Genomic DNA, 12,867 nt, shown 5'->3' with positions numbered 1-12,867 from the left:
TCCGATGGGGAGCAATCTCGACCGGCGACGGCCCTGACTTAGCGCCGCCCCTCCCCTAGCCTGAGCGCCAGGAGGGCTTGCTTGGAACGGATCGTCGACATCGCCACCGACGGCCGGCACCTGTCGGCGCATCGCGGCTTCCTGATCGTCAGCGAAGGGCGCGAGGAGGTCGGCCGTGTGCCGCTCGCCGATGTCGCGGCGGTGATTGTTCATGCCCACGGAGTCACCTGGACGACCAACCTCGCGGTCGCGCTGGCGGAGCGCGGCGCGGTGCTGTTGCTCTGCGGCGCCAACCATTCGCCGGTCGCCGTCTGCCTGCCGATCGCCGGCCACCATGCGCAGAACGGCCGCATGCGCGCGCAATGGGAGGCGGGGCGGCCGCTCGCCAAGCAGTTGTGGCGCCAGGTGGTGATCGCCAAGATCCGCTGGCAGGCGGCCGCGCTGGAGGCGGCAGGCGGGCGGCCTGAACCGCTGCTGTTCCTCGCCCGCCGGGTGCGCTCGGGCGATCCCGACAATCTCGAGGCGCAGGCGGCACGGCGCTATTGGTCCGAACTGATGGGCACGGGCTTTCGCCGCGATCGCGACGCGGGCGGTGCCAATGCGATGCTCAACTATGGCTATGCCGTCATGCGCGCGACGTGTGCGCGCGCGGTGGCGGCGGCGGGGCTGCACCCGTCGGTCGGCATCCACCATGCCAATCGCGGCAATCCGCTGGCGCTCGCCGACGACCTGATCGAGCCGTTCCGCCCGCTGGTCGACACGCTGACGCTGCGGCTGCGCGCGGCGGGACACAAGGAGGTCACGCCGGAGGCCAAGCGCGCCTATGCTGGGCTGATCGCGCTCGACCTGCCCGGCGGCGACGGCGTCACCACCGTATGGCTCGCGGCCGAGCGCGCGGCGGCGACGCTGGCGCGCGCCTTCCAGAGCGGAAACGCGGGCGACCTGGTGCTACCGTCGCCACCTTCGGCGCTCGAGCTGGCAAGGCTCGATGGGCTGGCGCCGGCCGGAACCGCGTGAGTGCGACGCAGCTTTCCGGCTATCGGCTGATGTGGATCTTCGTCATGTTCGATCTGCCGGTCGGCACCAAGACCGAGTCGCGCGCGGCGACCAAGTTCCGCGAGTTCCTGTTGGACGAGGGATTCGAGAAGAGTCAGTTTTCGATCTACGCGCGGTTCTGCAACGGCAAGGAGCAGTATGAGGCGTATCTCAGGCGAATCGAGGCGCACCTGCCGGACAAGGGGGACATCCACATCCTGAGTTTCACCGACCGCCAGTACGAGAACATCGTCCGATTTGCGGGTCAAAGGAAGCGGCGGCCGCGGAAGAATCCCGATCAGCTGGCGCTGTTCTGATGGTTCGGGGCATGTTTCGGAAGAGCGGAGGGGCCGCTATGCGCTGTAGTTTCAGCAACATAGCGGCCCAACCGTCATAGCCGCTCAGAGATCGCGGTCCAACGACAACACGTGTCGCCGTCCAGCCTCGTCACCATCGGTCATAGCCGCTCAGAGATCGCGGTCCAACGACAACCCAACACGAAACGAGCCACCATTGGCAAAGGTCATAGCCGCTCAGAGATCGCGGTCCAACGACAACTGATGCCAACCGCACCCATCTTCTTGTCGGGTCATAGCCGCTCAGAGATCGCGGTCCAACGACAACCGAAGGCGTGGGCCGGTACGAGGCGCTGTTGTCATAGCCGCTCAGAGATCGCGGTCCAACGACAACCTTGGCTCAAGCCTGCACGCTTGCGGGCATGTCATAGCCGCTCAGAGATCGCGGTCCAACGACAACTCCTGGGCACGCTGGCAAACGACGACACCGGTCATAGCCGCTCAGAGATCGCGGTCCAACGACAACTGGCTGGTCATTTCCGCGTCTGCCGTCGTGGTCATAGCCGCTCAGAGATCGCGGTCCAACGACAACGGGGGAGCGGTCCGCCGCGGGGTCGCGCGGTCATAGCCGCTCAGAGATCGCGGTCCAACGACAACCATCCACTCATTTGGTAGCGCGTCGCGGGCGTCATAGCCGCTCAGAGATCTACACCCCCGTCGGCCTCATCATTTCGCAACCGCCTGCCGCGAACATTGCAAGATTGCAATGTTCGTCAGCGTCGTCGCATGTTCGCGGGCGTGATCCGTACAACCTTGCAATCTTGCCGTGCCATCCGCCCGATCTGCATAGGGCGGGAAGAGTGACCGAGCGACAAATGGGGGGTGGCTAGCGCTCTGCGCGCAGGCGACACTGCGGCCGTGCGGCGGTCAATTCGTTCTTTGGGGCAGGCTTTGATCCGCACCGAAGCGTCCATCCGGTACGGGATAGTGGCGACTGGAGGATGGTCCGAACCAGGATCACGGGGGTTGCGAGGTGAACACGCGCGCGCGGCTTTTCCTTCGCGATGGGACGTGGCAGCACGACGCGCACCCGGAAAATCTCGCCGGAAAATCTCGGTTGTAAGGCGTTCGGGGCCGAGAACAGCGGGGTAGATAAGCGCCTAGGCGTTCACACGCGGGCGCAATCGATGCTCACTCGAGCCGTGACTGAACCCGGCAGCAGCGAAGCTAGGAGCGACCGATCAGGACCGAAGGACGATCCCGCACAACGACATCGTGCGCGCGCAATGCTAATCGAGGACGACATCCACCGTCGGCCGGGCCGATGCTTCGCGCTGACGGCGCAGCGTGTCGGTGCGTTCGGCGCGCGACGCCATCGCTTCCCAGGAGGAGGCGGCCCGTTCGCAGCGCTCGCGGACATTGGCGAGCACCGCCGCGTCCGCATTGGCACGCTCGGTATCGGCCTGCTTGCGATAGAACAGTGCATTGTCGCTCAAGGTGCGCTCCTCTTTCACGAAAAAGGGCGCCCTCCGGGTGGAGGGCGCCCGGTTCGGCGCCTATTCGGCGGCCTGCAGGTTGACCGCGGCCATCTTGCCGCGACGATCCTCTTCCAGATCGTAGCTGACGCGCTGATTGTCCTTGAGCGAGATCATGCCCGCGCGCTCGACGGCGCTGATGTGGACAAAGGCGTCCTTGCCGCCGTCATCGGGGGTGATGAAGCCGAAGCCCTTGGTCGAGTCGAAAAATTTGACGGTGCCGGTAATCATGTTCGTTCCTTCGTTCGCGCGCCCTGAACAGCAGGGCCGCCGCTAGGAAGCAGGGAAGGACCGAAGTAGGAGCCGCAAAGCACCGAAGACTGTCGATATGCGACTGGTAGCAGGCCCTTATGTAAGCCGATCGGCGCTCAACACAAGCGCGCACCCGATTTCGGACGGCTTTACCAGCGAGATCACAGCGTGGCTTGCGGCTCGTCGCCCGTATCGAGCATCGCCCGGAGGGTCAGCGCGTCGGCAGCTGCGGCACCTGATGCGGTGTTGTCGAAGATGCACCAGATCGGGGTGCCCGTGGCGGCCGCTGCCGCCAAGCCGGTGGCGCGGTCGCGGAGCCATGCTTCGTTGTAGGAGGAGTGGTAGATCCGCGGCGACCCGTGCAGCCGGTGATAGTGCAGCCCTCGCCAGCCGCCGGGACGTTCGGCACCCGGGACCAACGCCGGATCAGCGGCGACACGCGCTACCCCAAGGCTGTCGAGCAGCGCGTCGGGCTCCAGGTCGAACCAGCTCGGGTGGCGCGGTTCGCAGGCGATCGTCGCCGGACTGCGCTGTCGCAGCAGCGTGAAGAATGCCCGCGCGGTGGCCCCGTCGAACGCGAAGCTCGGCGGCAATTGTAGCAGCCAGACGGCAAGCTTCTCCCCCAAAGCGGACGCTTCGGCGAGGAACGTGTCCAGCAAGCCTTCGACATCGATCAGCCGCTGCTTGTGCGAGATCGTCTTGGGCAGCTTGACCGAGAACCGAAAGTCTTCCGGTACGCTGTCGGCCCAGCGCCGATATGTGCCCGCGCGGTGCGGCCGGTGGAAGGAGGAGTTGATCTCCGCCACCCGCAACACGCGGCCATAACGATGCAGGTGCGCGCCGTCGCCGCCGAAGCGACCGGCCAGGGCGGTGGGGATCGACCAGCCCGCGGTCCCGATCAGGACCGGGCCGGCCCTCATCCTTCCCCGGCCATCCCCGTCTCGCGCGCGATATAGACGGTGCTGACGCATTGCTCGGCGGCGATCGCCAGCCCGGCCGCTTCCGCCGCGTCATAGCTGGGATAGGGCTGACTGCCGATCACCGCCGTCGATTCCGCGTCATCGCCGGTGTCGCAGGCGCCGAGCGCACTGGTGTTCAGCTGAAAGCTGCCGTCGGGGGCCTTGTCGATGCTGATGCAGTCGCTCTCCTCCGGCGCGATCTCGCCGAGCGGCAGCTTGATGATCTCCATGTCTGGAACTCCTTTCGTCTGCGTAACGCACGAAACGGATCTTCGTTGTCGTGGCATGCAAACGAGCGGTGACATCAGCGGTGGAGCCATGACGCAACCGGCCCCGTCGGGTTCAGCCCGGGTGTTCTGCACGCGCTTGGCCGCCAGCTGCGCGCGCCTGCTCGTATCCACCCCGCAACGCCTGACGATCCTCGTCGAGGAGCGGCGCGGCGAACGGGTCCGGGCCCGTCGTCCGCGAGAATTTGATCGAGCGGGTGACGCCGCGATAGCTGCCGAGGCCAGCATGGGGGATGACCGCCATCAGCTCCTCGGCGACGACTTGCGGGTGCTCGAACATGTCCTCGACCGAACGCACCACCGAGCACGGCACAGCGTCGGCGAGCAGGTCTTCCCACGCCTCGGCCGATCGCGTCAGCAGGACAGATCGCAGCCGAGGGACCAGCTCGTCGGCATGGACCGCGCGTTTCTTGACGGTGTCATAGCGTGGTTCGGCCGCCAGCGCGGCAAGGCCGGTGCGCTCGCACAAAGCGGCCCAGAAGCGGGCGGTGTTGGCCGACAGGTAAAGCCACCCCTCCGCCGTCGGGTGCAGACCGGTGATACCGCCGGAGCGCATGTCGCGGGCGACATCGTGGCGCTCGCCGTCGCCTTGGACCATCCGCGCCGACTGCATGGTCATCGCGCTGCGCAACAGCGACACGCCGACATATTGGCCGACGCCGCTCCGCTCACGCTCGAACAGTGCCGACGCGACGCCGCCCGCGACCAGCGCCGCCGCATAGTAATCGACCGGCGAGCCGTAGGTCAGCTCGGGCGGCCCACCGGCCTTACCTTGCAGCCGCGACATGCCCGTCATCGCCTGCAGCACCTGATCGTAACCCGCACGCCCCGCGAGCGGCCCGGTCTCGCCATAGCCGGTGACGACGCAATAGATCAGCCGCGGGTTCAGCGCTTCGAGCGTGGCGTGGCCGATCCCAAGCCGCTCGGCGACCCCGGGCCGAAAATTGTGGACCAGGACATCGGCCTCGGCGGCGAGATCGAGCAGGATGCGCCGGTCGCCATCCTGCTTCAGGTCGAGCACGATGCCGCGCTTGGACCGGTTCACGCCCAAAAAGGCGCGGTTCTCGCCCTCCAGCGTCGATGGATATTGGCGAAGATTGTCCCCGGTCGGGGGTTCCACCTTGATGACGTCGGCGCCCTGGTCGGCGAGCAACGTGCAGCCATAGGGGCCCGCGATATAGGCGCTGAGATCGAGCACCTTGATGCCGGTGAGCGGCCCGGCGGGGCCGGTGCGCTTGGGGCTGCGGAACGCGGTCACGCGCCGGCCTCCGGTGCAACGCGGAGCCAGGTCAGACGCCACGCGCCGTCGCGGCGGCCATCGGCGCGGTAATAGGGCTCGAACGCGATCGGCGCGCGGTCGCGCGGCATCAGGAGCAGCGTTCGGTCGTCGCCGGCCCGCACCGCGTCATCGCCCAGCCGCACGGTCTCCTCGGCCTTGAACCCGTCGATCAGTTGGGTGGCGTAGACCAGCGGCCCGGCGGTGAGCCCGACATAGTCGCGGCGCAGCACCTCCTGCGCGACGCGCGATCCGTCAGGTGCCAGCGATTCCTGCACGTTGCGCGCGACCGCGTGGTGGAGGCGGGGCGGCATCGGCAGGGTGAGGGTCACCGTGCCGGCGGTCAGCACCCGGGCGTAGGTGTCGGGCGTGAGCGCGCCATCCATGCCCGTCAGCGTCGCGCCGTCGGCCCAGTCGGGGATGCGGACCAGCAGCGGCACCTCCGCCCCGCCAGCGTCGACGACGATCTCGATCGTCTCGGCCAGGGGATAATCGGTGACCTGCGAAACGCTGACGGCACCGATGCCGGGCACGTCGAGCGTGGCGGCCGACGGGCCGAGCAGGTTGATCGCGATCTCGCCCCCCGCGGTCACGCCATAGGCGAGCTCCGGCAGTTCCTCGACCGCGATCGAGCCGCTCGACTTGCAGCAGCGCCAATAGGTGGTGTGGACGCGCTTGCCGTTGGGGAAGCTGTAATAGCACCAATCCTCGCCGTCAGCGGACTGGGCGCCGAGTAGGTCATTGTACGCGCTGCGCTCGATCGCCTGCGCGAACTTCGCCTCGCCCAGGATGGTCAGCAGCTCGCGGTTGAGCTGAATCCAGGCCATGGTCGAGCAGGTCTCGACATAGGCATGGGGATCGAACACGCCGGCCGGGTTGAACACCTCTCGCGAACGGTGCGCGACCCCGCCCCACGGCCCGCCGCCGAGCGTCAGATGGTGTTGGCGGACCTTCTCCCACAGCAGGTGGACCGCCGTCAGATAGCGCCGCTCGCCGGTCGCGCGGTGCAGCTTCGCCAGGCCGACCAGATTCCAGAGCAGCTGATACGCCTTGCCGGTGGCGATCTCGGACGGATCCGCGCCGGCCAGCGCGGCCGTCAGAAAGGCGCTGTGCGGATCGGCCTCCGCCTGTTCGAGCACCAGCAGGGCGAGGTTGAGGTAGCGTCGTTCCCCGGTCGCAAAATATAGCGCGCAGGCGGGGTCGAGCAGCACGGTCGCCGACAGGCCGAAATGATTGCCGAGGTCGGTGATCCGCACGTCGCTTCCGGACAGCGTACGCCACGCCAGGTCGCCGATCGCGCAGGCCGCCGCGCCGTAACGGTCGTCGCCGGTGGCACCCGCGACCTCAAGCAGGCCGAGGATCAGATAGGCATGGGTCCAGATATCCCAGGTCCGCAGCGCCGGCTCGCCGTTCCAGCTGACCGGCTTGGGCGGCTGCTTGACGGTGAAGCGGCGGTGCGGCGGGTAGTTGCCGAGATAGCCTTCGGCGTCCTGCAACCCGACGAGGTGATCGGCGACCGCGCGGACGCGAGCGAGCAACGCGGTGTCGTCGGCGCGGACCGCTGCGCGCGCGGCGGCGTAGAGCCATTTGCCGGCATGTTCGCCATACCAGTCGCCGCCCTCGTTGGCCGCGACGGTGGCGGGGTCGAAGATCGTGATCGGTGGGCTGTCGGGCCCGGTGATGAAAGTCGACAGCCGGCCGCGGCGGTTCGCCTCCACCGCGTCGCCGAGCAGTCCGCCCAGCGTCACCGCGCCGGGCGCGGCCAGCGTCATCGCCACGCTAGAGGTCAACGGCACAACGAAATCCGATCCCGCCCGAGCGGTCCTTGGACGGGGCCATCAGCAGGTATTTGCCATGGCTGTCGAGCGTATAGCCTTGCGGGAAGTACCAGTGCGAGCTTTGCGGCTGATAGGGGCTGCCGCCGCGCAGCACACCCGCACGGACATGGCGGTCCAGATACTCGTCGGTCCACTGCCAGACATGGCCGGTGGTCGCCATGACGCCGAACGGGCTCGCGCCCTCCGGATAGGCGTCGACGTCGGCCAGGGCCGGCATCGTGCGGGCAAGCGACGGCGCGGGCACGGCGTCGGGGCGCCAGTCGTCTCCCCAAGGATACCGCCGCCCGTCGAGCCCTTGCGCGGCATATTGCCACTCCCACTCATGCGGCAGGCGCTTGCCCGCCCAGCCGGCATAGGCGCGCGCGTCCTCGATCCCGACCCAGACCACCGGCTGTCGCTCGCCGCCGACGGCGGGCGCGCCGTCGATCCAATGGCGCAGGAAATTGTGCGGGTCGGCGGGGGCGTAGCCGGTAGCGTCTAGGAAGGCCTTGAAGCCGGCGTTGGTGACGGGAAAGCGGTCTATCGCGAAGGCGGCGATGTCGATCCGGTGCCGGTGGAAGCGGCGGGGGCTCGGCTCCCAGGGGTATTGCACGTCGACGCCCTCGGCGGCGTAGCCCTCGATCACCCTGCCGTGCACCGCGAAGTCGAAGGTGGCGGCGGGGATCGCCATCATGTCCTCCGGCGGGGCGCCATAGGCGGGGGTCGGGGCGATCGGGACCAAGACTTGTGGTTCTGGAGACCAGGTCGCCGAACGGTCTGCCAATGGGGTGGCGTGTTCGCGCATGGCGGCCAGCAACGGGGCAAGCCCCTCCCCCTCGCCGCCGGGTGCGACCTGCAGCAGCGCGGCGAACCCTCGGGGTTCGAGTTCGACATCGAAGAAGGCGCGACCGTCGGCGATGCGCGGTTCGATCGCGTGGCCGTGCCAGACATCATAATACTGGGCACCGTCAACATGAGCGACCGCGATCTGCTCGCCCGCGACGCCATATTCCTGGCGGTTGATGAGCGTCCAAAGGGTCCGGCCGGCGCCCGGAAAGCGGCTGGCGAAGACGCCGGCCTGGAGCGTCCGGTCGTATGGCACCCACTCATCGGTCGACAGCAGCGCCGCGAAGGCGCGCTGGATCATCGCCACCCGCCGCAGCGCCGCCGCGTCGCGGTCGGTCAGCCGGTTGACGAAGCCGAACACATTCTCCCACGCGACATAGCCGATGCCGTTGAAGAAAGCGTGTTGCAGGTCGCTCCAGCGCTCGCGGCTCCAGCGGTTCTCGATCTGGACGATATGGCGCGGCTCGACCCATTTCAGCTTCACCACGCGCGGGATCGACTCGTCGGGCACCCGCTTGGTCCAGCTCTGCAGGTTCCAGCTGAGGATGTGATCGCCCGCCTGCGCAGTCGACTCCGGCTGCAGCACGACCGCGCGCCCGCGCTTCTCGCAGGCGAGGTGAAAGGCGCGCGGTACGCCCGAATAGGTGTCCCCGTTGATGCCGTCGGCGCCGACGCGGGCGACGATGTCGGCCATCCGCTCCCAATCGGGCGCATCGCCCTCCCGCGTGCCATGATCCCACGGCATGGTCGGCAGGAAGACCTTGACGCCGCGCCGGTGGAAGTCGGCAACGGCCAGCTTCAGCCCGTCTAGGCCGCCGGGCAGGTCGTGGACAAGGTCGAACTGGCTGCGGTCGTCGACGCCGATGTTGGGGTAGATGTACCACAGTAGCACGCTGTCGACGCCGCCGAAGCGCGCCTCCAGATCGTCCAGATAGCGGTCCACGGTGTAGCGGCCCGTCCCCGGATCGAAGAAATACCGGTCCTCCACCATCGTCAACGCATGGACGAAGTTCGCCTGCGACCAGGCGAGATCGGGATGGCGGTACAGGCTGTCGTCCAGGCCGATGCGCAGGCGATGCTCGCGCCGCCATTCGCGCAATCCCGTCAGCCATTCCTCGGCCGCGCCGGCGACGTCGATGGTCCAGCGGCCCATCTCCTGGAACGGCCAGCCGGGCACCTTGCCGGGCGCGGGAAGGTACGGACCGGTCAGCGCGTGGCTGAACTTGACGTCGCTGGTGGTATGATGGGGAGAGTCCGTCATCGTTCGCCCGTCTGCTCGATCCAAGCGATGGGAAGGCCGCAGAAACGCGCGAGTTCCGCGACGTCACCGGCGCTGTCGCCATCGGTCGCGAGCAGCGCATCGACTTCGGCGCGGGTGGGGATGCTCACCTGCGCGCCCGGCCGCGTCGTCGCGAGCGCGGCCGCGGCGCTGGCGGTGCGCAGCGCCAGCGGCAGCGCGTCGCCGCGCGCGAACGCCGCCACCAGCGCACCGCAAAAGGTGTCGCCCGCCGCCGTGGTGTCCACGGCCTCGACCCGGAACGCGGGCTGCACGATCATGCCGGCGCTGTGCCACGCACAACACCCGCGCGCGCCGAGCGTGACGATCGCGATCGGCACGTCCAGCGACGCCAGTCGATCGACGATCGAAAGCTCGCTGCCGGCGATGATCGCCAGCTCCTCCTCGTTGGCGACGAGCACGTCGGTCGCGGCGAGCAGCGCGTCGGGCACCGCGCGCGCCGGGGCGACGTTGAGCATCACGCCGACCCCCGCCGCCTGCGCCGCCTGTGCGTAAGCCGTGACCGTCTCGATCGGCGTTTCGAGTTGCATCACCAGCCACTCCACCTTCGCGAGTTCCGGCAGGTGCTCGCGCGCGAGCGTCGCATTGGCACCCGGCGCCACGGTGATCGCGTTCTCGGCCGTATCCGACACGGTGATGAGCGCCGCGCCGGTCGGACGTGTGCTGCGGACGACGTGCAGCGTCACGCCCGCCTCGGTCAGCGATCGCTGGAGCAGGTCCGCCGCCGGATCCTGCCCCAGCGCCAGCAGCATCGCGGTCCGCGCGCCCCCCGCCCGCGCGGCGGCGACTGCCTGGTTGGCGCCCTTGCCGCCCGGGTTGACGGTCAGATCGCCGCCGAGCACCGTTTCCCCCGGCGCGGGGATGCGCGCGGCGCGCACCACCATGTCGGCATTGGCGGAGCCGGCGACCAGCACCTGACCGCCGGATCGCGGGTCGACCACGTTTTCGCTCCCCGACCCGCGATCGGCCCCGCTCAGAAGTCGCTACGCAGCGACAGCGTCACGGTACGACCGCGACCGGCGAAATAGTTCTGGAAGAAGTCGATCTGCGAGAAGGCGAGGAAGTAGAACTTGTTGAACAGGTTCTCCGCGCCCAGCGACACGGTGCCGAGATCGTCGATCTTGTAGCGCACGGTGGCGTCGAACAGGGTGCGGCCCTTGGTGCGCTCGGTCACCACCGCCCCGGTGCGCACGGTGCGATCCATGGTTTGATCCATGCCGAGAGAGAAGGCCAACGCCGGCGTCGGCATCACCGTCGCCGTCAGGTTCAACTTGTCCGGCGCAATGTTGGTGATGCCGAGCTGGACGTTGAGGGGCTCGGTGATGTTGTTGGCCGCACTCGTCATGCCCTTCACATGACTGTACAGCGCGTTGAGGCGCAGCCAGGAGACCGGCCGGAGTTCCGCCGTCGCATCGACGCCGGTGATCCGCACCGGCCGCCGGTTGAGCACGAAGTCGAGCGTCGCCGGATCGACCGACAGGTTGGCGCCGAGCCGCGAGTAGGACCGGTAATAGGACGCGCCGAAGCTGCCCCAGCTGCCGCGCCAGTTCGCACCGATTTCCTTGTTCTCGAAGATCACCGCTTGCAGGTCGACGATGCCCTCTACCGACTGATTCGGCGTGCTGATGTTGCGCAGCGGGATGCCGACATTGGGCAGCGTGAACCCTTCACTGTACGATGCGAAGGCGGAGAAGCCGCCGCCGAACCGGGCAATGATGCCGCCGTTCAGCAGGTCGTTGGTATATTTAAGCGTGCCGCCGGTGACGAAGGCACGGTTGCGGCGGAACAGCGTGTTGTAGTCGTCGACCTTGACCCGGCCGTCCTCGTGCCGGACGCCGCCGGTGATCGTCACCGGACCGATGTCGTAGGACAGCTGCGCGTAGGGACCGAAGCTGGTGTATTTCAGCGGCGGCACCAGCACGCGGTCGGTGAGCGCCAGGCGCTGTTCGGTGTTGTCGTACACCGCGTCGATGCCGACCCGGACCTCCAGCCCCGTCAGGAACTCAGGCAACGTGTACGAGGTGCGCAGGCCGTATTTCTTGGAGTTGATCTCCGACTGGTCGACCAGCGTGCCGATCGGCGCGATCAGCGGATCCTGGCGATCGTCGGTATTCTCGCCGCCGAAGCGCATCGCCTGCCGCGCGTAATAAGCGGTGGCGAGGAGGCTGCCGCCGAACAGATCGGTGTTGCTGTAGTTGAGCGCCGCCTGCTTGAACTCGTTGAATTCGGTGCGCAGCACGTCGCCGCCATTGACCAGCTGCGGCCCGCGCTCGGACGTGTCCGGAAGCCCGGTGGTCTGGTCGGTGCCGGCCGGAGGGCGGATACCCGCGACATAGCGGTAATTGCCCTTGCTCGCGAGCCGGAAGAAGTTGCCGGTCAGCTCGAGCCGCTGGCTTTCGCCGAAGTTGAAGCCGGTCTTCAGGAAGAAGTTCTTCTGCTCGGTGTCGGCGAGCGAGCTCGACGCGCTGAGCCCGATGCGACGGCCGCGCGCGTCATAGGTGGCGCCGCGATCTACATAAGCGGCGGCGGCGAACACGTCGAAGCCGCCGCTCTTGTAGGCGATATCGCCCTTGATGCCCCAAATGCCGCTGTCGTCGCGGAACTGCGTGCCCAGCCGGCCGCCGACATTGGCGTGGAAGCCCTCACGCGTGGCGCGCTTGGTGATGTAGTTGATCACGCCACCCGCCGCGCCGATGCCTTCGGACGCGGACGCGCCGCTGATGACCTCGATCCGCTCGACGATCGACATGTCGGTGAAGGTCGCGTTGCGGCTGCCGTCGCGCAGCGGCGTCGACTGCGGGATGCCGTCGAACAGATACAGCGAGGCACGGCCGCGCAGCGTCTCGCCGAGCGTATTGAGCGTCTGGTTCGATTCCGAATAGCCGGGGACGGTCTTTGCCAGGATGGCGGTGTTGTCCTCGGTGATCGCCAGCGACCGCTGCACCTCCGCCGGCGTCACCACCGTGACCGCGCCGGGGATCTTGTCCACGGCCTTGGGCGTACGGCTGCCGGTGATGATGACGTCGCGGCCGCTGGTGTCGTCCTCCGGGGGAACGTCGCCGGTGGTGGCGGCCTCCTGGGCTACGGTCGGTTCGGCGGGCTGCGGGCCGGCTTGCTGGGCGGCTGCGCCCGACCATGCGGTCGACGCCAGAAGCGTGGCGAGCGCCACGCGAGCGAAATCCTTCATTATCCCCTCCCTCGTATTTTGCCGCTGTGTACCGGGCGCGGGCGCCCCAATAAAACCATGGTCGGCTGCGTTCACACCGT

At 67.9% G+C, this 12,867-nt stretch carries 11 protein-coding genes and 1 CRISPR repeat array; of the genes, 2 read left to right on the top strand and 9 right to left on the bottom strand.

All coding sequences use genetic code 11. The features are described 5' to 3' along the window. The first annotated feature begins 81 nt into the window (after window positions 1–81). Window positions 82–1,017 carry a type II CRISPR-associated endonuclease Cas1 gene (gene cas1 / locus VFQ64_RS05425; RefSeq protein ID WP_325102277.1) on the top strand — a complete coding sequence of 312 codons (936 nt, stop codon included), beginning with the start codon at window positions 82–84 and terminating at the stop codon, window positions 1,015–1,017. Continuing rightward, entirely contained in the window at window positions 1,014–1,352 is a 339-nt protein-coding gene (gene cas2, locus VFQ64_RS05420) for a CRISPR-associated endonuclease Cas2 (protein WP_325102276.1), read from the top strand. Before cas1 ends, cas2 begins: the two co-directional genes overlap by 4 nt. Window positions 1,353–1,424: 72 nt before the next feature. Next, window positions 1,425–1,988: direct repeats of the CRISPR family, unit length 37 nt; unit sequence GGTCATAGCCGCTCAGAGATCGCGGTCCAACGACAAC. A gap of 632 nt (window positions 1,989–2,620) precedes the next feature. On the opposite strand, the gene VFQ64_RS05415 is transcribed toward cas2, so the two are convergent. From VFQ64_RS05415 to VFQ64_RS05375, 9 genes are all read right to left on the bottom strand, one after another. After that, the gene (locus tag VFQ64_RS05415) at window positions 2,621–2,827 is read right to left on the bottom strand and encodes a hypothetical protein (RefSeq protein ID WP_325102275.1); all 207 of its coding nucleotides are present in this window, start codon (window positions 2,825–2,827) and stop codon (window positions 2,621–2,623) included. Between the two features lie 60 nt (window positions 2,828–2,887). Further along, a complete protein-coding gene (locus VFQ64_RS05410; RefSeq protein ID WP_325102274.1) occupies window positions 2,888–3,097 on the bottom strand; it encodes a cold-shock protein in 210 nt (69 codons plus the stop codon). A gap of 182 nt (window positions 3,098–3,279) precedes the next feature. Then, window positions 3,280–4,038, bottom strand: a complete 759-nt coding sequence (locus tag VFQ64_RS05405; protein WP_325102273.1) for a DUF72 domain-containing protein — start codon at window positions 4,036–4,038, stop codon at window positions 3,280–3,282. After that, window positions 4,035–4,307, bottom strand: coding sequence for a hypothetical protein (locus VFQ64_RS05400; RefSeq protein WP_325102272.1), 273 nt, complete (start codon window positions 4,305–4,307; stop codon window positions 4,035–4,037). The genes VFQ64_RS05405 and VFQ64_RS05400 overlap by 4 nt, the downstream gene beginning before the upstream one ends. Window positions 4,308–4,419: 112 nt before the next feature. Then, the gene (locus tag VFQ64_RS05395) at window positions 4,420–5,622 is read right to left on the bottom strand and encodes a CoA transferase (RefSeq protein WP_325102271.1); all 1,203 of its coding nucleotides are present in this window, start codon (window positions 5,620–5,622) and stop codon (window positions 4,420–4,422) included. Then, window positions 5,619–7,430 carry a beta-L-arabinofuranosidase domain-containing protein gene (locus tag VFQ64_RS05390; protein WP_325102270.1) on the bottom strand — a complete coding sequence of 604 codons (1,812 nt, stop codon included), beginning with the start codon at window positions 7,428–7,430 and terminating at the stop codon, window positions 5,619–5,621. The genes VFQ64_RS05395 and VFQ64_RS05390 overlap by 4 nt, the downstream gene beginning before the upstream one ends. Beyond that, entirely contained in the window at window positions 7,420–9,564 is a 2,145-nt protein-coding gene (locus tag VFQ64_RS05385; protein WP_325102269.1) for an SUMF1/EgtB/PvdO family nonheme iron enzyme, read from the bottom strand. The genes VFQ64_RS05390 and VFQ64_RS05385 overlap by 11 nt, the downstream gene beginning before the upstream one ends. Beyond that, on the bottom strand, window positions 9,561–10,541 hold the full coding sequence (locus VFQ64_RS05380; protein WP_325102268.1) for a PfkB family carbohydrate kinase: 981 nt from the start codon (window positions 10,539–10,541) through the stop codon (window positions 9,561–9,563). Before VFQ64_RS05380 ends, VFQ64_RS05385 begins: the two co-directional genes overlap by 4 nt. Before the next feature lie 32 nt (window positions 10,542–10,573). Next, a complete protein-coding gene (locus tag VFQ64_RS05375) occupies window positions 10,574–12,787 on the bottom strand; it encodes a TonB-dependent receptor (protein ID WP_325102267.1) in 2,214 nt (737 codons plus the stop codon). Window positions 12,788–12,867: the final 80 nt, after the last annotated feature.

Origin of the sequence: Sphingomonas sp. (assembly GCF_035714405.1) — a bacterium.
Classification (GTDB): domain Bacteria; phylum Pseudomonadota; class Alphaproteobacteria; order Sphingomonadales; family Sphingomonadaceae; genus Sphingomonas.
This window is presented reverse-complemented; position numbering and strand designations above follow the sequence as displayed.

Bases quoted from the DNA above. Each gene is read 5' to 3' on its own strand.
- VFQ64_RS05410 (WP_325102274.1), bottom strand. From the start codon at position 3,097: ATGATTACCGGCACCGTCAAATTTTTCGACTCGACCAAGGGCTTCGGC.
- VFQ64_RS05405 (WP_325102273.1), bottom strand. From the start codon at position 4,038: ATGAGGGCCGGCCCGGTCCTGATCGGGACCGCGGGCTGGTCGATCCCC.
- VFQ64_RS05400 (WP_325102272.1), bottom strand. From the start codon at position 4,307: ATGGAGATCATCAAGCTGCCGCTCGGCGAGATCGCGCCGGAGGAGAGC.
- VFQ64_RS05385 (WP_325102269.1), bottom strand. From the start codon at position 9,564: ATGACGGACTCTCCCCATCATACCACCAGCGACGTCAAGTTCAGCCAC.
- VFQ64_RS05375 (WP_325102267.1), bottom strand. From the start codon at position 12,787: ATGAAGGATTTCGCTCGCGTGGCGCTCGCCACGCTTCTGGCGTCGACC.